At 66.9% G+C, this 21431-nt stretch carries 20 protein-coding genes and 1 pseudogene; 4 read left to right on the top strand and 17 right to left on the bottom strand.

Annotated features, from left to right (window positions below):
* Nucleotides 1-13: 13 nt before the first annotated feature.
* From PS060_RS15130 to PS060_RS15140, 3 genes are read right to left on the bottom strand one after another with little or no spacing between them, the layout of a single operon-like run.
* Nucleotides 14-958 carry an acetyl-CoA carboxylase carboxyltransferase subunit alpha gene (locus PS060_RS15130; protein WP_273984305.1) on the bottom strand — a complete coding sequence of 315 codons (945 nt, stop codon included), beginning with the start codon at nucleotides 956-958 and terminating at the stop codon, nucleotides 14-16.
* A gap of 9 nt (nucleotides 959-967) precedes the next feature.
* Nucleotides 968-1855 (bottom strand): tyrosine recombinase, encoded by an 888-nt coding sequence (locus PS060_RS15135; protein WP_273984306.1) that lies wholly within the window; start codon nucleotides 1853-1855, stop codon nucleotides 968-970.
* A complete protein-coding gene (locus PS060_RS15140) occupies nucleotides 1855-3765 on the bottom strand; it encodes a hypothetical protein (protein WP_273984308.1) in 1911 nt (636 codons plus the stop codon). The genes PS060_RS15135 and PS060_RS15140 overlap by 1 nt, the downstream gene beginning before the upstream one ends.
* A 235-nt stretch (nucleotides 3766-4000) precedes the next feature.
* Between PS060_RS15140 and PS060_RS15145 the strand changes: the two genes are divergently transcribed.
* Genes PS060_RS15145 through PS060_RS15155 form a run of 3 tightly spaced genes read left to right on the top strand, consistent with a single transcriptional unit; the run spans nucleotide 4001 to nucleotide 6134 of the window.
* Nucleotides 4001-4570, top strand: a complete 570-nt coding sequence (locus PS060_RS15145; RefSeq protein WP_273984310.1) for a shikimate kinase — start codon at nucleotides 4001-4003, stop codon at nucleotides 4568-4570.
* Nucleotides 4561-5679: a 3-dehydroquinate synthase gene (gene aroB, locus PS060_RS15150; protein WP_273984313.1), complete on the top strand. Its 1119-nt coding sequence runs from the start codon at nucleotides 4561-4563 to the stop codon at nucleotides 5677-5679. The genes PS060_RS15145 and aroB overlap by 10 nt, the downstream gene beginning before the upstream one ends.
* Nucleotides 5676-6134, top strand: a complete 459-nt coding sequence (locus tag PS060_RS15155) for a GNAT family N-acetyltransferase (protein WP_273984315.1) — start codon at nucleotides 5676-5678, stop codon at nucleotides 6132-6134. The genes aroB and PS060_RS15155 overlap by 4 nt, the downstream gene beginning before the upstream one ends.
* Nucleotides 6135-6144: 10 nt before the next feature.
* On the opposite strand, the gene PS060_RS15160 is transcribed toward PS060_RS15155, so the two are convergent.
* The 12 genes and pseudogenes from PS060_RS15160 to PS060_RS15215 all read right to left on the bottom strand — a co-directional run bounded on the left by PS060_RS15160 (nucleotide 6145) and on the right by PS060_RS15215 (nucleotide 18289).
* Nucleotides 6145-6426: a hypothetical protein gene (locus PS060_RS15160; protein WP_273984317.1), complete on the bottom strand. Its 282-nt coding sequence runs from the start codon at nucleotides 6424-6426 to the stop codon at nucleotides 6145-6147.
* 364 nt (nucleotides 6427-6790) lie between these two features.
* A complete protein-coding gene (locus PS060_RS15165) occupies nucleotides 6791-7201 on the bottom strand; it encodes a hypothetical protein (protein WP_273984319.1) in 411 nt (136 codons plus the stop codon).
* Nucleotides 7202-9261: pseudogene (locus PS060_RS15170) on the bottom strand (ATP-binding protein).
* 88 nt (nucleotides 9262-9349) lie between these two features.
* Nucleotides 9350-9799, bottom strand: a complete 450-nt coding sequence (locus tag PS060_RS15175) for a lysozyme inhibitor LprI family protein (RefSeq protein ID WP_273984321.1) — start codon at nucleotides 9797-9799, stop codon at nucleotides 9350-9352.
* On the bottom strand, nucleotides 9796-10587 hold the full coding sequence (locus tag PS060_RS15180; RefSeq protein WP_273984324.1) for a heme-dependent oxidative N-demethylase family protein: 792 nt from the start codon (nucleotides 10585-10587) through the stop codon (nucleotides 9796-9798). Before PS060_RS15180 ends, PS060_RS15175 begins: the two co-directional genes overlap by 4 nt.
* Complete coding sequence (locus tag PS060_RS15185; RefSeq protein WP_273984326.1) at nucleotides 10584-11423, bottom strand: alpha/beta hydrolase; 840 nt, start codon at nucleotides 11421-11423, stop codon at nucleotides 10584-10586. The genes PS060_RS15180 and PS060_RS15185 overlap by 4 nt, the downstream gene beginning before the upstream one ends.
* The gene (gene bioB, locus PS060_RS15190) at nucleotides 11420-12430 is read right to left on the bottom strand and encodes a biotin synthase BioB (protein ID WP_273984329.1); all 1011 of its coding nucleotides are present in this window, start codon (nucleotides 12428-12430) and stop codon (nucleotides 11420-11422) included. Before bioB ends, PS060_RS15185 begins: the two co-directional genes overlap by 4 nt.
* Nucleotides 12431-12450: 20 nt before the next feature.
* A complete protein-coding gene (locus PS060_RS15195) occupies nucleotides 12451-12771 on the bottom strand; it encodes a winged helix-turn-helix domain-containing protein (RefSeq protein WP_273984332.1) in 321 nt (106 codons plus the stop codon).
* Between the two features lie 113 nt (nucleotides 12772-12884).
* Nucleotides 12885-15038 (bottom strand): methylmalonyl-CoA mutase, encoded by a 2154-nt coding sequence (gene scpA, locus PS060_RS15200; RefSeq protein ID WP_273984334.1) that lies wholly within the window; start codon nucleotides 15036-15038, stop codon nucleotides 12885-12887.
* Nucleotides 15039-15130: 92 nt separating this feature from the next.
* A complete protein-coding gene (locus PS060_RS15205; protein ID WP_273984336.1) occupies nucleotides 15131-15916 on the bottom strand; it encodes an enoyl-CoA hydratase-related protein in 786 nt (261 codons plus the stop codon).
* Nucleotides 15917-16026: 110 nt separating this feature from the next.
* Nucleotides 16027-16479, bottom strand: a complete 453-nt coding sequence (gene mce / locus PS060_RS15210) for a methylmalonyl-CoA epimerase (RefSeq protein ID WP_273984338.1) — start codon at nucleotides 16477-16479, stop codon at nucleotides 16027-16029.
* 277 nt (nucleotides 16480-16756) lie between these two features.
* Entirely contained in the window at nucleotides 16757-18289 is a 1533-nt protein-coding gene (locus PS060_RS15215) for an acyl-CoA carboxylase subunit beta (RefSeq protein WP_273984340.1), read from the bottom strand.
* Between the two features lie 63 nt (nucleotides 18290-18352).
* Between PS060_RS15215 and PS060_RS15220 the strand changes: the two genes are divergently transcribed.
* A complete protein-coding gene (locus PS060_RS15220; protein ID WP_273984342.1) occupies nucleotides 18353-19492 on the top strand; it encodes an NAD(P)/FAD-dependent oxidoreductase in 1140 nt (379 codons plus the stop codon).
* Nucleotides 19493-19628: 136 nt separating this feature from the next.
* Here PS060_RS15220 and PS060_RS15225 read toward each other — a convergent pair whose 3' ends face one another.
* Both PS060_RS15225 and PS060_RS15230 read right to left on the bottom strand, forming a co-directional pair.
* Entirely contained in the window at nucleotides 19629-20351 is a 723-nt protein-coding gene (locus PS060_RS15225; RefSeq protein ID WP_273984343.1) for an SDR family oxidoreductase, read from the bottom strand.
* Nucleotide 20352: 1 nt separating this feature from the next.
* Nucleotides 20353-21375 carry an NAD-dependent epimerase/dehydratase family protein gene (locus PS060_RS15230; protein WP_273984344.1) on the bottom strand — a complete coding sequence of 341 codons (1023 nt, stop codon included), beginning with the start codon at nucleotides 21373-21375 and terminating at the stop codon, nucleotides 20353-20355.
* Nucleotides 21376-21431 lie beyond the last annotated feature (56 nt).

Raw genomic sequence — 21431 nt, forward strand, 5'->3', positions numbered from 1 at the left:
GGGGCAGGCGCGATCAGCCGCCGATCCCGAGGAAGCGCGCCTCGCGCTGGGCGATCAAAGCAGACGGCGATTGGCCCGAGAGCTGGTCGATTTCCTCGGTCAGCGCCTGACCCAGCAGCCGCGCGGCGGCAGCGGGATCGCGGTGCGCACCGCCGACGGGTTCCTTGACGATCCGGTCGATCACATTGATCCGCTTCAGATCCTGCGCCGTCACCTTCATCGCCTGCGCGGCGTCTGCCGCCTTTTCCGAGGTGCGCCACAGGATCGAGGCGCAGCCTTCGGGCGAGATCACCGAATAGACCGCGTGCTCCATCATCAGCACCCGGTTCGCCGAGGCGAGCGCAACCGCACCCCCCGATCCGCCCTCGCCCACGATCGCGGCAACCATCGGCACTTCGAGCGCAAGGCACGCCTCGGTCGCGCGGGCGATGGCTTCGGCCTGCCCGCGTTCTTCCGCCTCGATCCCCGGAAACGCGCCCGAGGTATCCACCAGCGTCACCACCGGCAGGCCGAATCGGCTGGCAAGTTCCATCAGGCGGATCGCCTTGCGGTAGCCTTCGGGCTTGCCCATGCCGAAATTGTGGCGGATGCGGCTTTGCGTGTCGTGGCCCTTCTCGTGCCCGATCAGCATCACCCGGCGGCCATTGAGCCGCGCAAAGCCGCCCATGATCGCCAGATCGTCGGCATAGAGCCGGTCGCCGCCCAGCGGCATGAAATCGCTGAAGGCCTGCGCCACATAGTCGCGGAAATGCGGGCGTTGCGGGTGCCGGGCGACCTGCGTCTTCTGCCACGGCGTGAGCGAGGCATAGGTGCTGGCCAGCAGTTCGGTGCTCTTGGCCTCCAGCCTGCCGATCTCGCTTGCGACATCGACATCGTGCAGCGCGTTGACGCTGCGCAACTGGGTGATGCGCTCTTCAAGCGCTGCGACCGGTTTCTCGAAATCGAGGTAGGAAATCATGGCAGCGGGCTAGTCCGATGTTGCCCGTGTTGCAAGCGGGTGACGGGAATTGACGAGGGCAACCAGCCGCGCACTGTCCACATGGGTGTAGATTTGCGTGGTGGAAATGTCGGCGTGACCAAGCAATGTCTGAAGCACGCGCAGGTCTGCGCCGCCTTCGAGCAGGTGGGTGGCAAAGGCGTGGCGCAGCACATGGGGGCTGATCGCGGCGGGATCGAGCCCGGCGCGGCCCGCCAGTGCCTTGAGCAGTTGGAACAGCCGGACGCGGCTGAGATGCCCCACCTTGCCCGAGGGGAACAGGTAGCGCGAGGGCGGTGTTTGTGGGCGCACGGCCAGCCACCGCCCCACTGCCTCCAGCGCGCGGCCGCCGACTGGCACCATCCGGGTCGCGCCGCCCTTGCCGGTCACCGTCAGAAACGGCGCATCGCGCGGCACGGCGCTGATCGGCAGGCTGACCAGCTCGCTCGCGCGCAGCCCCGACCCGTAAAGCAGCTCGATCAGCGCCAGCAGCCGCACCGCCTTGGGTTCGCCGCTGGCGGCCTCATCCTCGGCGCGCGCGAACAGCGCGGCGATGGCCTCATGCCCCAGCACCTTGGGAAGCGGTCGGCGGCTGCGCGGTGCGGGCAAGGCGCCCGAGGGATCGTCCTGGCGCCAGCCCTCGTCGATGGCAAAGCCGAAGAACTGCCTGAGCGACGAGGCTTTGCGCGCAACGCTCGCAGGGGCAAGATCAGCCCATTCGCCTGCAAGGCTGGCCACCGCATCGCGATCAGCACTGGCCAGATCGCCAACCGCTTCCTCGGCCTGCGCCAGATCGCGGCGGTAGGCGGCGAGCGTATTGGCCGCCGCCCCTCGCTCGGCGGCGAGCATGGCAAGGAACGCCTCGGTCGCGGCGGACATTACCCCCGCGCGACCGCCTCGGCGGCGATCATCCGGGCTTCGGCGGAAAGGCCCACGCGGTTCAATGCCGAGGTTATGTGGTAGAGGTGGAGCGGGGTCATCTGCGACCAGCTCGCCCCCTGCATCCCCAGCCCGGCCAGCAGCACCACCAGCACCGGATTGCCGACCTCTGCCGCGCGCGCAATCGCCCGCGTCCAGCGGGTCTGGCGGCCAAGATCGAAGTCGAGATCGCCCGCGAGCGTCTCGGCATCGCCCTGATCGAGCCGTCCGAGCCCGGCCAGCCCCGCCACCAGAAACGCCGACTTGCGCGCCGCCTCGCTGTCGTCATCGCCGACGAAGCTTTCGACCGCACCCTGCGAGACGGCCTCGCCATTGGGGGCCGAAAGCGCGATCAGCGCCCAGCCCAACGAGCCTTCCGGCACGATGTTGCGCCAGCGCGCGGCGTTGGCATCGAGCCCGGCTGCAAGCATCGCGGCAATCAAGTCACCGGCGGCGCCCGCATGGGCTTCCTCGGCCGGAATGCGCGCGGCGGCATAGGCGGTCATTACCCGCGCGCCGTAGCCGTCACCGCCGCCCAGCGCTGCACCTGCCGCCCACAACCGCTCCATCGCGGCGATGCGCGCGGAAGGCTCGGTGGCGAGATAGGCCTCGCGCAGGGTATCGGCATGAGTCTTGGGATCGCCGCTTGCTGCCGGATCGGCATAGACCTCCGAATAGAGATCGACCATCGCGTCAGCCGACATGATCCCCTCGCGCGCGGCGCGTCCGGCATAGGGAGCGCGGGCGGTTGCGGGGAGCATCGGCAGCAGCGCCGCCGAACGGGCGTAATAGGCACCGCCCTTGGCCGTCAGCGCACCATCGAGCAAGGGCTGCGGCACCGGCTCGCCCAGCGCCGTGGCAAGGCCGAAGCGCCAGGGGTTCAAGTCCTCGACCCCCTTCCACTCGATCTGCACCGCGCGTTGCCCGCGCCCTGCCGCCCCCGCAAAACGCCGCGCCAGCAGCACGTCGATGCGCGGCGCGACACCGCGGCCCAGAGCGCGATCAAGCTGCGAGGCGGCCAGTGCAGCCTCGCCGGCATAGGCGTTGCAGATCGCCTGCCACATCTGCCACTCGCCATCCTCGCGCGAGGAGCCTTGCAGGCGCACCGCAGGGCACGCCCCGGTGATGTCGCCGCTGCCAAGATAGGCGGCAAGCGCCTCCTGCGTCAGCGCGGGCGACCAGTTGGCGCTGTCGATATCCTGCACCACCGCGCGCGCGGTCGCATATTCGCCGATCCGGTTGAGCAGGCCGACCCGCAGCGCGGCAAACTCGATCGGGTCCATCCCCAGCGGCGCAGCAAGGCGGCTCGCCAGCGCACGGCGCAGCAGGATGTGACCCCAGCGCGAGACCAGCGGGCCGTTGTTGCCCTGCAGGCTCGCCCGCACCAGCGCCACCGGCTGGCTGGCGAGCGCGACCGGCGGCAGCCCGCCCTCATCCACCCCCAGCACACCGACACGGGTCAGCGCCCGCTGCGCGCCGGGGGGAATATCGGATTTGGGCTTCAAGCCGAGCAGCCGGTCGAGCTCCTCGGTCGACATATTCTCGAGCTCTTCGAGGCTCGGCAGCCGCGCCAGATCGTCGCGGGTGATGGTGGGGACAGGCGGGAGCGTTGCCGGATCGACCGGAACGCCGGGGGTCAGACCGGGCACACCGGCAGGCGGCGGAGGGGCACCGGGGCCGGGAGCGGGCTGTGCCGGCGCCTGCGTCGGCCGCGGGGTCGGGGCTGGTGCGGGATCATCGAAACCGGGCGGAAGCAGCGATTCGGGCTTGCCCTGCGCCGAAGCGAGGCCCGCCAGCCCAGCGCCCCCCAGCGCACCGGCGAACGCCAAGGCCAGCACGCTTGCACCAAAGCCGATCGCTGGCCGCCTCATTGCTCTTGCCCCGGAAGGCTCACCGCCTCGGCAATCGGGTGGAGCGGCTCTTCCCCGCCCTCGAACCAGGCGAGCGCCAGCCCTGCGACCGCTGCCACGAGCGCGAGCAGCAACCGACCTCGCCCGGCCGGAACATCAGGCGCAGGCGCCTCCTGAAGGCCGCCGGGTGACAGACGGGATCGCCGCAAGTTTGCCATATTGCGCCCGCCCTAGCCCATCTATAGGCCGGGCCGCAATGTCCGCCGCGCCGCCCTCCCCGCATGAACGCGATTACGCCGCCCTGGCAGCGCGCATCACGCGGCCCGTGGTGCTGGTGGGCCTGATGGGGGTCGGCAAATCCACCGTCGGGCGCAAGCTTGCCGCTTTGCTGGGCCGCGACTTCGTGGATGCGGACGAGGAAATCGTGCGCGCCGCCCAGCGCTCGATCCCGGAAATTTTCGAAACCTTCGGCGAGCCCTATTTCCGCGACGGCGAACGGCGCGTGATCGCCCGGCTGATGGACGAGGCCCACGGCGTCATCGCCACCGGAGGCGGCGCTTTCGTCGATCCGGCGACCCGTGCCCTCGTGCTCGAGCGCGGGATTGCCGTTTGGATCGATTGCGACATCGACACGCTGGTCGAGCGCACCGCCCGGCGCGGCAATCGGCCCTTGCTCAAGAACGGCGACCCCAAAGCCATCCTCACCCGGCTGGCGCAGGAGCGCGCACCCTTTTATGGGCAGGCGCATATCCGCGTCGTCAGCGAAAACGGCCCCCATGCCGAAACCGCCCGCGCGATCATCGAGGCGATTGATCAATGGCTGTAATTCCCGTGGCGCTGGCTGGACGCGCCTATGACGTCGTGATCGAGGAAGGGCTGCTGGCCCGCCTGGCCGTTGCCGCAGCGCCGTTCCTGAAGGGTTACGCCGGAGGCCGCCGCGTGCCCTTCGTGGCCGATACCAACACCCACCGGCTTTATGCCGACCGGCTGAACGCCGATCTCGCCGCCGCGGGGCTTACCGCCGAATGGTTCGTGGTCGAACCGGGCGAGGAGGCCAAGAGCTGGCGCGTGCTGGAGCAATTGTGCGACTGGCTGCTGGCGCTGGGCGTCACCCGCAAGGACCATGTCTTTGCGCTGGGCGGCGGCGTGGTGGGCGATCTCGTCGGCTTTGCCTGCGCCATCGCCAAGCGCGGCTGCGGCTTCGTGCAGCTGCCCACGACCTTGCTCGCGCAGGTGGATTCGTCGGTCGGCGGCAAGACCGCGATCAACACGCGCGCGGGGAAAAACCTGATCGGTGCGTTCCATCAGCCGGCCCAAGTGCTGATCGACCCGCTGGTGCTCGGCACCCTACCCGACCGCGAAATGCGCGCCGGTTATGCCGAGGTGCTGAAGTATGGCCTGCTCGGCGATGCGGCTTTCTTTGCGTGGCTGGAAGCGAACGGAAACAAGGTCTTGGCGCGCGAACCGGCGGCGCTCGAACACGCCATTGCGACCAGCATCGCGATGAAGGCACAGATCGTCGCCGCCGACGAGCGCGAGACGGAAGACCTGCGTGCGCTGCTCAATCTCGGCCACACCTTCGGCCATGCGCTGGAGGCCGAGACCGGCTTTTCCGACCGCCTGCTCCACGGCGAAGCGGTTGCGCTGGGCATGGTGCTGGCGGCGAAATACTCCGCCCGCCGCGGCGAGATCAGCGCCGCCGATGCCACGCGGGCCGAGGCCGCGATCGCCGCAGCGGGGCTTCCGGCGCGTCTGGCGGCGCTTGGGCTCACCTGCGATGGCGCCGCGCTGGTGGATCATATGCGCCACGACAAGAAGGCCGAAGGCACCACCCTGCCCTTCCTGCTGCTGCGCGCGCTGGGTGAAGCCTATGTTGCGCGCGATGTCGATCTGACTGATATTGCAGCATTTCTTGATGCGGAATTGACTGCATGAGGATCGCGCTGGCTGACCTCGACGATCCGCAAGTTCATGCGGTTATCGCCTTTCACCAGCGCGCAATGATTGAAGGTTCGCCCCCGGGATTGAGTTTCGCGCTGGATCTCAGCGGCTTGCGCGCCGCGGGCGTCACCGTGTGGGCAGCCCACGTCGATGGGCAGGCAGCCGCAATCGGCGCGCTCAAGATCCTCGATCAGACCTCAGCCGAACTCAAATCGATGCGGACGCTGCCCCAGTTCCTGCGGCAAGGCATCGCGGCGGCGCTGCTGGAGACCATCATCGCCCATGCCCGCGCCGAGGGCATCAGGCGCATCAGCCTCGAGACCGGCACCGGCCCCGCCTTCGAACCGGCGCTGGCGCTCTATCGCAGGCGCGGGTTTACGAACGGCCCGGCTTTTGCCGATTACGAATTGACCGACTTCAACCAGTGCCTGCATCTGACACTGGATTGATCAGACCAGATCAATGCGCCGGGCGGCTCGGCAGCTTGGCGACATTGCTCAGCGGATCGCCTCCGCGCGCTGCCTTCATCGCCGCTTCTTCCTCCAGCATCTGGTCATGCTCGGCGAACAGGCGTTCGATCTCGGCGCGCCTTTCGAGCAGCATATAGGCGATGCCCGGCGCGAGGCTCTCGCCCTCGCCGATCTGCCCCAGCAAGGCCGCCAGATCGCTGACGGTCGCATCACGCGCGGTCTTGAAGAAATGGCCCTTGCGATCGAAGAACCCGGTTCCGGTATGTGCCATGATCAAATCCTCCCACGAGATTCAATCCGCCGCCACGGGGAATACCGCGACTCGGCAAGAACAAAGTCTCTCACGAACCGCGATGTAGGACAGGGTGACGCCTGATTTTGTGCGGGAAATCACGAGATAGGCGCAAATCTACAACACCTTGCGCAACATCATTTCGCGGCCAAGCAGCAAACAACCATGTTGACGCACAAACAGGCGATAGCCCTGCGCGCGTCAAGCGTCATGCAAGCACGACTGAGGCAGATACCGCACGACGCGGCCCCACATTACCGCGTTAAGCCTTGCGCAAAACCCGCGATGGTGTGTTTTGGACGGCGCAGGGTCGCACTTGCGACCGCAGCAGCGCGGGCAGAGACTAGGGCACCGCCGACAGCCGCAGGCTGACTGCCTGCCGCACCGAGCGCGCGCCGCGCGTGTCGCCTGCAACCGCGATGCGGAACGGGCCGTCGGCCTCGTCCAGCATCGTCCCGTTGCAACGGTCGGCCAGCACCACCGGAGCAGCGCCCAGCAGCGGGTCAAGCTCGCCAAGGGTAAAGGCGACGCGGTAACCATCGCGCGCCTCGACCACCACCACCGTCACCAGCGCCTCGCCCCGCACATCGCCCCGCGCCGGAGCGCCCAGCCGCGCCAGCACATCGGCGAGCAATGGCCCGGAGCAGACCTGCCGCTCGCCATGGAAGGTGAGCGTCACTTCGCGTGTAGGCAAGCCCTCGATCAGCGCCGGTTCGATCGGCACTGCCATGTTGAGGGCGAGCGCCTCGAGCATCTATTCGAGCTCCAGAATGATCGCATCGACCGCCAGGCTCTCGCCCTCGGCGGCGTTGATCTTGGCGATGACGCCTTCCTTCTCGGCGCGCAGGATGTTCTCCATCTTCATCGCCTCGACGGTGGCGAGCGGCTGGCCGGGCTGCACGGTCTCGCCCTCGGCGACGTGGAGCTTCACCAGCATCCCCGGCATCGGGCAGATCAGCAGGCGCGAGAGATCGGGCGGGACTTTCTCCAGCATCAGCGATTCGTGCCGCGCCAGCCGCTGCGGGATCACCAGCGCGGTATGCTGCGCGCCGCGGGTGGTCACCTTCCACTGGTTGCCCTGCCGCTCGACGATCAGGCCAAGCTTGAGGCCCGCGCCGTCGGTGGCTTCGGCCTGGGTCATGCCGGGGCGCCAGTTGCAGGTGCCCTCGACCTTGACGCCGTCGACCATCGCATGGCCATCGCCGAGGGTCACGTGGAAGCGCTCGTCGCCAAGCTTCACCAGCCATTCGGTGGTGACACGGATCACCCCCTCGCGCCCGTCGTCCCCGTCAAGCTGGCCGGAAATGCGGCGATTGCGCGATTGCAGGGTGAATTCATTGCCCGCGCAGACCGCTGCGAGCAGCCGCTTCACTTCCTCCGAAGTCGCCGCTCCATGGAAGCCATCGGGATATTCCTCGGCGATGAAGCCCGTCGTCAGCTCGCCCGAACGGAAGCGCGGGTGCTGCATGATCGCGCTGAGGAAATCGACGTTGTGGCCGAGCCCCTTGATGCGGAAATTGTCGAGCGCCTCGATCTGCAAGTCCGCCGCCTCGTCGCGGGTCGGGGCCCAGGTGATGAGCTTGGCAATCATCGGGTCGTAGAAGCGCGAAACCTCGCCGCCTTCGTAGACGCCGTCATCGACGCGCACCGAGCCAGTCCCGCGCGCCACGCCGCGCCGGGCCTTGCCCGCGACCGTCTCGTCCTCCTGCCAACCGGGGAGCGGCGGCTGGTAATGCACCAGTCGCCCCGTGGAGGGCAGGAAGCCGCGATAGGGGTCTTCGGCATAGACGCGGTTCTCGATCGCCCAGCCGTCGATGCCGATATCGTCCTGCGTCATGGCAGCTTCTCGCCCGCCGCCACGCGGATCATCTGTTCGACCAGATCAATGCCGGTGATCGCTTCGGTAACGGGGTGCTCCACCTGAAGCCGGGTGTTCATTTCGAGGAAGTAGAAGCTCTCCCCCGTCGGGTCCGCGCCGGAGACGATCAACTCCACCGTGCCCGCCGAATAATACCCCACCGCGCGCGCCAGAGCGACGCATTGTTCGCCCATCGCCTTGCGCATCTTGGGCGTGACGAAAGGCGACGGCGCTTCTTCGACCACCTTCTGGTGGCGGCGCTGGATCGAGCATTCGCGCTCGTTCAGGTAAAGGATGTTGCCGTGCTGATCGCCGAGGATCTGGATCTCGATGTGGCGCGGGTTCAGGATGAACTTCTCGATGAAAACGCGGTCATCGCCGAAAGAGTTGAGGCCTTCGCGCTTCACGCTTTCGAAGCCCTCGCGCACGTCGGCTTCATTGTAGGCAAGGCGCATCCCCTTGCCCCCGCCGCCGGCGCTGGCCTTCATCATCACCGGATAGCCGATCTCGTTGGAGATCCGCACCGCGTGCTCGGTATCCTCGATCTCGCCGACAAAGCCGGGGACGACATTGACGCCCGCTTCCTTGGCCAGCTTCTTGGACTCGATCTTGTCCCCCATCGCCGCAATCGCGCCCACCGGCGGGCCGATGAAGGCGATGCCTTCCTTGGCCAGCGCCTCGGCAAACGAGGTGCGCTCGGAAAGGAAACCGTAGCCGGGGTGGACGGCCTCGGCCCCGGTCTGCTTGCAGGCGGCGATGATCTTTTCGGCGATCAGATAGCTCTCGGCGGCAGGCGACGGCCCGATATGCACTGCCTCGTCAGCCATCGCCACAAAGGGCGCGCGCGCGTCAGCGTCGGAATAGACCGCGACGGTCTTGATCCCCATCTTGCGCGCGGTGGTGATAACCCGGCAGGCGATCTCGCCGCGGTTGGCAATCAGGATTTTCGAGAACAAGGGTTGGGCCTCTCTTGCAAGCGGTGCCGTTACGGCTGAGGGCTATGCCGAGGGATCGCTTGACAGGCAAGCTAGCGGATTTGCGGCGTCAGCCGAGCGTTTCGGCAAGATCGCGCAATTCCTGCGTGCGCTGGCGGGTGAGCGTTGCAAGGCAGCCCGAGAGGATCATCGGCTGGGCTGACCCGCCAAGGAACGCATATCCTTCCAGCCGGCACTGGGCGTCGCGGTAAGCGAGCCAGGCGCGCTGCGCTTCCAGCAAGGTCTGGAAGTGACCCGTGTATGCCTTGCGCGCCGCCGCATCTTCGCTTGGGGTTTCAGGGTTGAGCGGGCCGAAATCGGTGGTCATGCCAGCATCGCGCGCCTTCATCAGGGACGCGGTGATTGTCCACTGCGCGTCCAGTTCCGCGTCGGCGGCTGCGAAATCCTGCGCGGCGCACCAGTTCATCTCCTGTTGCACCACCGGCTCATCGCAATTCCAGCCGGGCACGGGCGGCTGCGCTGCCTGCATCAGCAGCGCGAGGAGGAACGCGGGCGTCATGCGGCGTGTCCTTCGGCATAGGCAATCAGGCTCGCCGCATAGGCCGGTGCGCCGCGCCGATCGCCCTCGCCGCTCACCAGCGTCTGCACCGCCTTGCCGAGCATGGCGATATTGGCGGGGGAGAGGTTGCCCAAGGCTTCGACATAGATCCCGATGCCGAACAGGATCGCCCCCGTCTCAGGCAGGCGGCGCAGGGTCTGGCGTTCGGAGCGCACGAACAGCGTCTCGCCCGCATTCTCCGGCGTGACATGGGCGAAGGCCTCGGCAGGCGGACGGTCGGGGAGCCAGCGGCGCTCTCCCGTCGCAGCGATGAACCAGTTGCAGCGCCCATAGATCGGGCCGGGCCGCAGGGTTTCCATGAAGCGGTCGACCCCGGTGGCGAGCTGCTCCTCATAGCCCGCAATCGGCGCATGGAGCGCGCGCAAGGGCAGGCCGATCTTCTGCGCCGGATGCCAATCCGAGGGCCATGCGACCGCCGCGCCGATCAGGCGATAGACCTCCTCACCCTCGCGCTTGGTCAGCAGGCACAGGTCTTCATGGCAAGCCAGCGCTGCCTCGGGGAGCGCGCCCTCGACACCCAGCATCGCGGCGAGTTCGCGGCCCGGTGCGTCGACATCGGGGGTGAGCTGCACGCCTTGCGGCCACGCGGCAAAGCCCGCGGCCCGCGCGGCACAATCGGGCTGCGGCTGGAGCCACTGGTGCTCCTCCAGCTTCACCAGCCCCATCCGCAGCTGTCCGCCGCCGCGCGCCTTGGGGAGCAAGCTATCGACCGAAAAGCCGAGGGTCATTCGGCCCCTCCCCGCCGCTCGCAGCGCAGGGTGAAGCCGTATTCGTCGAGGTAATCGACGCCCGTCGGCAGCAGATATTGCAGCGCCTCGGGCAGGAGGCCGTGCAAGCTGGTGGCGTGGCGCAGCTCCTTGCGGCGGTCGGAGAAGCAGTAGGGCTGCGCGGGCGGCAGGCCGGTGAGCAGCCGCATCATCCCGCTTTCGGTCGCCCCGCCCTCGTCGGCGAGGCTGAGATAGATCGGGGGGCGACTGGCCTCGCCCGCCACGAGCCGGCTCAAGGCCTCGCCATCCCATTGCAGGCTGGGGCTGATCGCGGCGTAACCGGTGAACAGGCCGGGCGCAGTCGCCCAGGTCTCGACCACGAAATGCCCCGCCGCGCTCTCGCCGACGAGGAAGGCCGTGCCATCGTGGCGATAGCGCGCTTCAATCATCGGCTTGACGGTTCCGGCGATCCACGCGCGGAATTGTGCAGCCTCGCCGGCCGTGGGCCAGCGCGCCTGTTCGGCGGCATCGCGGGTGGGCGGGAGCAGTTCGCGCTGGCGGTTCTTCGTCTCGATGCCGACGAGGATCGCATTCTGGCTGCGCCCCCAGATGGTGTTCCAGCGTTGCAGCCCCGCGCCCATCAGCAAGTCCTGCGCCGCGCCGCCATCGAGCAGGTAGACGACCGGCCAGCGCTTGTCCGGCTCCTCGGCGTAACCGAGCGGTAGGACGATGTTGACCGCGCGCGCCTCGCCCAGCGCCTCTAGCGTCACCGTCTCGCCGATGGTGAGCGGCTGGGGGGTTGGCTCCGACGCAGGTGCCGCCGCTGCCAGCGCGGCTGCGGCGAGCAGGCCGATCATTCAGCCGCCACCGTGCTCTTGCAGGCCCGCGCAGGCTCCTCGCCCTTCAGCGCGGTCAGGCCGAGCTTGGCAAACAGCGCGCCGTCCTTGTCGTCGCCCGCATTGGGCGCGGTGAGCAGCTTGTCGCCGGTGAAGATCGAGTTGGCACCGGCAAGGAAGCACAGCGCCTGCGTCGCCTCGGACATGGACTCGCGCCCCGCCGACAGCCGCACCATCGAGCGCGGCATGGTGATGCGCGCGACCGCAACGGTGCGGACGAACTCGATATCGTCGATCTTGGCGAGCGGGGTATCGGCCAGCATATTGCCCAGCACCGTGCCCTTCACCGGCACCAGCGCATTGACCGGCACGCTCTCGGGGTGCTGCGGCAGGGTCGCGAGGGTGTGGACGAAGCCCACCCGGTCCTCGCGCGTCTCGCCCATGCCGACGATCCCGCCGGAGCAGACGTTGATCCCCGCCTTGCGGACATGGTCCAGCGTATCGAGGCGGCACTGGAAATCGCGCGTGCTGATCACCCGCTCGTAATATTCCGGCGAGCTGTCGATATTGTGGTTGTAGTAATTGAGCCCCGCCTCGGCGAGCATGTCTGCCTGATGCGGTTCGAGCATCCCCAGCGTCATGCAGGTCTCGAGGCCCATCGCGGAGACGCCCTTCACGATCTCGACAATCGCGGGCATGTCGCGGTCCTTGGGATTGCGCCACGCCGCGCCCATGCAGAACCGCTGCGAGCCTGCATCCTTCGCCTGCGCCGCGCGCTGAAGCACGGCCTGCACGTCCATCAGCTTGGTGGCTTCCACGCCGCTGTCAGCATGGACCGACTGCGAGCAATAACCGCAATCCTCGGGGCAGCCGCCGGTCTTGATGGAGAGCAGGGTGCAAAGCTGGACTTCGGTCGCGGGGTGATAGTCGCGGTGGACGCTGGCGGCCTGAAACAGCAGCTCGGTGAACGGCAGGTCGAAGAGGGCCGCGATCTCAGCGCGGGTCCAGTCGGTGCGGGGGTGGGTCAAACCTTCAAACTCCGTAAGGGCTAGATGTTTATCTTCACGCTATTGTTGACCTTGTCCAACCACATCACCCTTTCACGGCCAGCTTTGGTCGCCGTCCATTCGTCGCGCACCGATCGCTCCGCATAGCCCTTCTTGACGAGGCTATTCATCGCCGTTCTTACTCGGTTATTCCAATGAGGTTCTGCTTGATTGGGCATTCTCATGTTGCGAGTGGCCCGCGCGAGACCAAACTGCTCCGCCAACGCCCTATATGCCTCAGCTGCCGAACGTGGCTGTCCAACTTGGACAAGGTAGCGGAGCAAAATACTCGCGACTGCATGGGTATCTGGAAGCTCGTCCATGCCAGTATCCTCCTTCGTCATTGCGAGGAGCCGAAGGCGACGCGGCAATCCAGAGCGTTTCGCGCAGCGCTCTGGATTGCTTCGCTTTGCTCGCAATGACGAGGGAGTAGCCCCTACTCCGCCGCCTCGTCCAGCCCTTCGCCGAGCGGCGGCATATTGTGGCCGAGCAGCACCAGAATATCCGCCGCGCATTCCACCACGTTCGAGCCGGGGCCGTAGATGCCCTGCACGCCTGCCTCGCGCAGGAAGTCGTAGTCCTGCGGGGGGATCACGCCGCCTGCGGTGACCTTGATGTCGCCGCGACCGGCTTCGCGCAGGAGGCGGATCAGTTCGGGGATCAGGGTCTTGTGACCCGCCGCAAGGCTCGACGCGCCGACCACGTCGACATTGTGTTCGAGCGCCATCGCGGCCGATTCTTGCGGGGTCTGGAACAGCGGGCCGGAGATCACCTCGAAGCCCATGTCGCCGAAGGCGCTCGCGATCACGTTCGCGCCGCGATCGTGGCCGTCCTGGCCCATCTTGGCGATCATGATGCGGGGCTTGCGGCCCAGGCGGCGGCCAACGGCCTCGACGCCATCGGTCACCTGCGCCCAGCGGCGGTCGAATTCGTAGGCGCTCTTGTAGACGCCCGTGACCGGTGCGGGGGTGGCATCGTGGCGGCCAAACACCTCTTCCATCGCCGAGGAAATTTCACCCAGCGTCGCATCGTGGCGCGCAGCTTCCACCGCGAGCGCCAGCAGGTTCGCGCCTGACTTGCAGCCCTCGGTCAGCGCCGCCAGCGCCGCGCGGCAGGCGGCCTCGTCGCGGCCTTCGCGCACCTTGGCGAGGCGGGCGATCTGGCCTGCGCGGACCTTCTGGTTGTCGACCTCCAGCGTTTCGAGCGCGTCCTCGCTCTCCTTACGGTACTTGTTGACGCCGACGATCACCGTCTCGGCTTTATCAACCTTGGTCTGCTTTTCCGCCGCGGCGCGCTCAATCGCGGCCTTGGGCGCGCCGGTGGCGACGAAGGCGGTCATGCCGCCCGCCGCGTCGACCTGCTCGATCAGCTTCCACGCTTCATCGACGAGGGTAGAGGTCAGCGCCTCGATATAATGCGAGCCGCCGAGCGGATCGACGACGCTCGTGATCCCGCTTTCCTCCTGCAACACCAACTGGGTGTTACGGGCGATGCGGGCGCTGAAATCGGTGGGGAGCGCAATCGCCTCGTCCAGCGCATTGGTATGGAGCGACTGGGTGCCGCCCAGCACCGCCGCCATCGCTTCGACCGTGGTGCGGATGACGTTGTTGTAGGGGTCCTGCTCCTGCAAGCTCACGCCGCTCGTCTGGCAGTGGGTGCGCAGCATCTTGGAGCGCTCGTCCTTCGCGCCCAGCCCGTCCATCACCCGCCACCACAAGGTGCGCGCGGCGCGCAGCTTGGCGATCTCCATGAAGAAGTTCATGCCGATGCCGAAGAAGAAGCTCAGGCGGCCCGCGAAAGCGTCGATATCGAGGCCCGCTGCCATCGCGCGGGTGGCGTATTCCTTGCCGTCCGCGATGGTGAAGGCGAGCTCCTGCACCGCCGTCGCCCCGGCCTCGTGCATGTGGTAGCCAGAGATCGAAATGCTGTTGAATTTCGGCATGTTGGCCGAAGTGTAAGCGATGATGTCCGAGATGATCCGCATCGAGGGTTCGGGCGGGTAGATATAGGTGTTGCGGACCATGAACTCCTTGAGGATGTCGTTCTGGATCGTCCCGTCGAGCTTCTCCTGCGACACGCCCTGACGCTCGGCGGCGACGATGAAGAAGGCCAGCACCGGGATCACCGCGCCGTTCATCGTCATGGACACTGACATCGAGTCCAAGGGGATCTGGTCGAACAGGATCTCCATGTCCGCGACCGTATCGATCGCCACCCCCGCCTTGCCGACATCGCCGACGACGCGCGGGTGATCGCTGTCATAGCCGCGGTGGGTGGCGAGATCGAAGGCGACCGACAGCCCCTTCTGCCCCATCGCGAGGTTGCGGCGGTAGAAGGCGTTCGATTCCTCTGCGGTCGAAAAGCCCGCATATTGGCGGATGGTCCACGGGCGGCCCGCATACATCGAGGCCTTCACCCCGCGCGTGAAGGGCGCAAAGCCGGGCAAGCCGGGATCGAAGCCCGCGTGATCTTCCGCCGTGTAGAGCGGCTTGATCGCGAAGCCCTCGGGCGTGTGCCAGGTGAGGTCGCGGCCCTTCACTTCTTTGGCGGCGAGGGCGTTCCAGTCGGAGAGGGTGGGTTTGTCGGTCATGTCTCTTCCAAAGCAAATTCGTCATGCCAGCGGAAGCTGGCATCTCTTGCCGCCCTAGGCCCCAGCTTTCGCTGGGGTGACGAAGGGAGAGATTACTCCCCCTTGAACTCGGCCTTGCGCTTCTGAAGGAAAGCCATGCCGCCCTCCATCGCGTCCTTGGTCGCGCCGGCGATGCGCTGGCCCTCGGCCTCGGCGAGCAGCACCATTTGCAGGTTCTGGTCGAGCGCGGTGGCGATGTTGCGCTTCATCGTGGCGTAGGCGACGGTCGGGCCGTTCGCCAGCTTCTCGGCCAGCGCGCGGGCTTCGGTCATCAGGTCGGCATCCTCGACGCACTTGTAGACGAGGCCCCACTCTTCGGCCTGCTGCCCGGAAATCTTCTCGCCCAGCATCATCATTCGCGTGGCGCGCGCGCGGCCGATGGCGCGGGTGAGCAGCCAGGTCGAGCCGCCATCGGGCACGAGGCCGATATTGACGAAGGCCTGAAGGAAGTATGCGCTCTTGGCCGCAATGGTGAAGTCCGCCGCCAGCGCGAGCGAGCAGCCCACGCCCGCCGCCGGGCCATTCACCGCGCAGATCACCGGCACGCTCGCGCGCACCACCTGGCTGATCGCGGGGTTGTAGTGGTTGATCAGCGCCTCGTGGCTGCCGCCCTTCCCGCCGAGCGCCGAGCCGGAGCCGCGCGCGGCCAGATCGGCGCCCGAGCAGAAGCCCTTGCCCTCGCCCGTGATCAGCACCGCGCGCGCATCGCCCAGATCGTAGAACGCCTGCCCCAGCTCGTCCGCCATCTGCGGCGGCATGGCGTTGAGGCGCTCGGGGCGGTTGAGGGTGATGGTGAGCAGCGGGCCGTCACGTTCGACGCGGATGGTTTCGTAGGACATTCTCGTTTCTCTCCGTTCGGGCTGAGCTTGTCGAAGCCCTGCCCTTCAACTTTTCCGACGCACCCAAGAAAGTGCAGCCCTTCGACAAGCTCAGGGCGAACGGTGTTTGATTAATTCGACCAGTGCGTGCCCTCTTTGGGCGTTTCCATGATCTCGGTAAGCATGCCGCCCATGTCCTTGGGATGGACGAAAAAGATAGGGGTGCCGTGTGCGCCGATGCGCGTGGGGCCGAGAATGCGCTTGCCGAGCGCCTCGAACTCCGAGCGCGCCTCGGCAATGTCGGGCACTTCGAAGCACAGGTGATGCTGCCCGCCCAAGGGGTTCTTGGCGATGAAGCCTGCGAGGGTAGAGTTTTCGCCCAGCGGCTCGATCAGCTCGATCTGGGTGCCGTTCAGCGCGCCATCCGCACCGGGGGTGTCGACGAAGCAGACCTTCACGCCCTGCTCCTCAAGGTCGAAGGGCTCGGTAATCGAGGTCGCGCCCATCACGTCGCGGTAGAAGGCGATGCTGTCGGCGATGGAGGGCGTGGCGACCCCGATGTGGTTCAGGCGTCCGAGTTTCACGGTTTCACTCCTAGATCGAAGAAAATAATCGCGGCCCCGAAAAGCGCGCAAAACCCGATAAGGCTGGTCACAATCATCTGGAATGCAAAAAACCGCGGCGTGTCCGCGCGAATTGTATTGTGACTCCGCCAGCTGTGAACACCTGTTTTCCAACCTTTGTAGACTACCCAAGCAGAGAAACCGGCACAGACCAGAAGCATAGCCACCAACCCGCCCTGCTGTAGCGGGAATTCGAGGCCGGAGAACGATCCCGTCATTGGTTCAGGCCGCAGCTCCCTCACAGCGGAATATTGTCATGCTTCTTCCACGGGTTCTCCAACTGCTTCGTCCGCAGTTTGCGTAAACCCAAGGCAATCCGCCGCCGCGTCGAGTGCGGGTGGATCACCTCGTCGATATAGCCTCGGCTAGCCGCCACGAAGGGGTTGGCGAAGCGGTCTTCGTATTCCTTGGTGCGCTCGGCGATCTTGGCGGGGTCGTCCTTTTCCTGACGGAAGATGATCTCCACCGCGCCCTTGGCGCCCATCACCGCGATTTCGGCGGTGGGCCAGGCGTAGTTGAGGTCGCCGCGCAGGTGCTTGCTCGCCATCACGTCATAGGCGCCGCCATAGGCCTTGCGGGTAATGACGGTGATCTTGGGCACGGTCGCCTCGGCATAGGCGAAGAGCAGCTTCGCGCCGTGCTTGATGATCCCGCCCAACTCCTGCGCGGTGCCGGGGAGGAAGCCGGGGACGTCGACGAAGGTGATGATAGGGATCTCGAAGGCATCGCAGAAACGCACGAAGCGCGCGGCCTTCTTCGAGGAATTGATGTCGAGCACGCCCGCGAGCACCATCGGCTGGTTCGCCACCACGCCCACGGTGCGGCCTTCCACGCGGCCGAAACCGCAGATGATGTTGCCCGCGTGGGCCGGCTGGATTTCGAAGAAATCGCCCTCGTCCAGCACCTTGGTGATCACCTCGTGCATGTCATAGGGCTGGTTGGCGTTGTCGGGGATCAGCGTGTCGAGGCTATTCTCCAGACGGTCCCACGGGTCGCTGGTGGGCAGCGTCGGCCCTTCTTCGCGGTTCGACAAAGGCAGGAAGTCGAAGAAGCGGCGGGTGGCGAGCAGGGCTTCGACATCGTTTTCGTAAGCCAAGTCGGCCACGGAGGTCTTTGTGGTGTGGGTGATCGCCCCGCCAAGCTCTTCCTGCGTCACGACCTCGTTGGTGACGGTCTTCACGACATCGGGGCCGGTGACGAACATGTAGGAGCTATCCTTCACCATGAAGATGAAGTCGGTCATGGCCGGGCTGTAGACAGCCCCGCCCGCGCACGGCCCCATGATGAGGCTGATCTGCGGCACCACGCCGCTCGCCAGCACGTTCCTCTGGAACACCTCGGCATAGCCGCCGAGGCTCGCGACGCCCTCCTGAATGCGCGCCCCGCCCGAATCGTTGAGGCCGATGACGGGCGCGCCGACCTTCATCGCGGTGTCCATCACCTTGCAGATCTTCTCGGCATGGCGCTTGGAGAGGCTTCCGCCGAAGACGGTGAAATCCTGCGAGAAGACATAGACCAGCCGGCCATTGATGGTGCCTGAGCCCGTCACCACCCCGTCGCCCGGAATGCGCTGGCTTTCCATGCCGAAATCCATGCAGTCGTGCTCGACATAGGTGTCGATCTCTTCGAAGCTGCCTTCGTCGAGCAGCACGTCGAGCCTCTCGCGCGCGGTCAGCTTGCCCTTGGCGTGCTGGGCTTCGATGCGCTTGGCCCCGCCGCCCATTTTGGCGGCTTCGCGGCGGCGTTCCATTTCGGCGATGTTGGCGGACAATGGACTTCCTCTCGTGATGTCTTGGCGCAAGGTGCGTTGCCTTAGCGCGTCCCAAGCGTCAACGTGGCAAAAGTGCGGGCGCAGAGCGGGATGGTGCGGATGGAACGGGCGGATGTGCTGGTGGTGGGCGGCGGGATCGCGGGGCTTTCGCTGGCCGCGCGGCTGGCGGAACACGCGCAGGTGGTGGTGCTGGAGGGTGAGAGCGCGCCCGGATACCACGCCTCGGGCCGCTCGGTCGCCTTTGCGCATTACGGGCTTGGCAATGGGCCAGTGCGTGATCTGACAGCGCTCAGCATGGGCGAGCTGGCCGCGCGTGGGAGCGTGCATCCAGCGCTGCATATCGCGTCTGCCGACCAGATCGCGGCGCTCGATGCGCTGGAGGCGGTACACCGGCATTATGGCTGCGATTGCACCCGCGTCGGGCTTGAGGAAGCCCGCGCGCTGATGCCTGCGCTGAAGCCCGAGGCCTGCGCGGCGGCGTTGGTCGATCATGCATCGCTCAAGCTCGATACCCACGCGATGCTCCAGGCCCATGTGGCAAGCCTGAAAGCGGCAGGTGGCAGGCTGGTGACAGGCGCGCGGGTGGGCGCGATTGCGCGCGAGGGGAATGGCTGGCGGGTCGAGACGTCTGCGGGCGCCTTCGCCGCGCCGCTCCTCGTCAACGCGGGCGGGGCATGGGCCGACGCAATCGCGCGCATGGCAGGGGTTCAGCCCATCGGCATCCAGCCGCGCCGCCGCACCGTCATCAGCTTTGCCGCGCCCGAAGGCGAGGATGTCAGCCGCTGGCCCTTTACCAAGACGGTTGGCGAAGGCTTCTATCTGCTCCCCGAGGGACGCGGGCAGTTGCTCGCCTCGTCGATGGACCAGACCCCGAGCGAGCCCTGCGATGCGGCGCCGGAAGAACTCGACATCGCCATCGCCGCCGACCGGGTGGAGCAGGCGACCTCCCTGCCGATCCGCCGGATCAGCCATAGCTGGGCAGGCCTTCGCAGCTTCGCGAGCGACGAATTGCCGGTGATCGGCGCGGCGGCGGATGCGCCCGGGTTCTTCTGGTGCGCGGGGCAAGGCGGCGCGGGGTTCCAGACTGCGCCGGCCCTCTCGCGCATCGCGGCGGCAGCGGCGCTGGGCCTGCCCTTCCCCGAGGATGCTGCGGCGGCGGGGCTGTCGTTCACCACCTTCAGCCCGGCAAGGCTTGGAGCCTAACGCCACACTTCGTCATTGCGAGCGTAGCGGAAGCGAAGCTGGCCGAAGGCCAACCAATCCATCGACCGCCGCTCGAAATCGTGAGGACCGGCGATGGACTGCCGCGGCCTTCGGCCTCGCAATGACGAAGGAAGGTCTAGAAGCTCCGCATCACCCGCCGTGCCAGCGCCGGCGAGAGCGAATAGACCGCGCGCAGCAGCTTCACCATGCCGACATTGGCCTCGTCGCGGCCCTGCTCCAGCGCGGCGATGATCTGGCGGGCACATTCCTGCGGGGGCATCTTGGACATATCGCGGTCGGCGGTCATCTGGGTGTCGACCACCGGCGGCAGCGCCTCGATCACCTGGATCGGCTCGCCCGCCAGCTGGGCGCGCAGGGCCATGGTGTAGCTCCTCAGCCCCGCCTTGCTCGCGCAATAGACCGAGGACGCGGTGTTGGGGGCGATGGCAAGGCCGCTCGTGACGTTGATGATCGCCGCCTCGGGGCGTGCGCGCAGGCGGGGCAGGAGCGCGGTGATGAGCCGCACGGGAGCGGAGAGGTTGGCATAGAAGCAGCCATCCGCCGCGTCCGGATCGGGCAGGCCGTTCCTCACATCATGCGGCACGCCGAGCCCGGCATTGTTGATCAGAATGTCGACCGGGCGATCCCCAAGTGCCGCCACCAGCGCATCGACGCCCGCCGCGCTCGACAGGTCGGCAGCAAGGGTCTCGAAGCCCTCATCTGCCATCGCCGTCAGCCGGGCCGGGTCGCGCCCGGTGAGGAGCACCTTCGCGCCCTTGGCCTTGAGCTGCCGCGCGATCTCGCGCCCGATGCCTGCGCTGCCGCCAGTCAGCAGCACTGCCTTGCCGTTCACATTCATGTCAGACCTTCACCACCCCATGCGCGATGAGGCTTTCACCGCATTCGGCGATGGTGTCCTCCACGGGCCGCATTGTCCAGCCGAGCCGGTTTTTCGCGCGGGCAGAGTCGACATGGCGCACCTTGCCGATCTCGGTCTTGATCCCGCGCACCTCGGCGTTGAACAGCGCGAGCACACTCACCAGCCAATCGGGCATGGGCCGGGTCGGCGCCTTTCTGGCCTTGCCCCCGAGCCGCGCGCGCAGCACGGCAGCGACATCGAGCGCGGTCAGGAACGGGCCCGCCCCCAGAAAGCGCTCGCCCGCCAGCCCCTCTGTCTCCAGCGCCAGCACGTGCAATGCGGCAATGTCGCGCACATCGACAATCGGGAAGCCGAGATTTGGCGCCATCGGCATCGCGCCGGAAAGCAATTGCTGCACCAGCTCGACCGAGGCCGAGAAATCGCCGCTGTCGACCGGCCCCAGCACCATGCCGGGATTGACCGAGACAAACTCCATGCCTGCGCCCTCGGCCGCCACCCATTCGCGCGCGGCGCGCTCGGCGATGGTCTTGGACTTGACGTAGGGATAGGCGTCGGGGTGATCGATGTCGGTCCAGCGGCTTTCATCGAAGGTGTAGGTGCCGCGATCGACGCCATAGATCACGGCTGCGGTCGAGGAGGTCTGGACGAAGCGGGTGACGCCTGCGTCGCGCGCAAAGCGCAGCGCCCGCAAGGTGCCCTCGCGCGCCGGGACGATCAGGTCATCCTCATGGCGGGGCGCCTGCGCCGGGATCGGCGAGGCGACGTGGGCGACGTGCGTGCATCCGGCGACCGCCGCGGCCCAGCCTTTGTCCGACATGAGCTCCGCTTCGAACAGCCGGAACTGGTCGGCGGAAGGATCGCCCAGCCGCGCGCGCAAGGGGCCGTCCGATCTGGCGACGTTGCGCACTGTGCCATGCACCGTCCAGCCCTTGACCAGCAATTGCCGGATCAACTCGCCGGCAATGTAGCCGGTTGCCCCCGTTACCAGAACCGTGCCTGTCATCTGCGAACCCTCCCCTTGCGGATACCGCGTCCTAGCACATAAGTTTTTTATCGCAA

Origin of the sequence: Erythrobacter sp. BLCC-B19, from assembly GCF_028621955.1 — a bacterium.
Lineage (GTDB): Bacteria > Pseudomonadota > Alphaproteobacteria > Sphingomonadales > Sphingomonadaceae > Erythrobacter.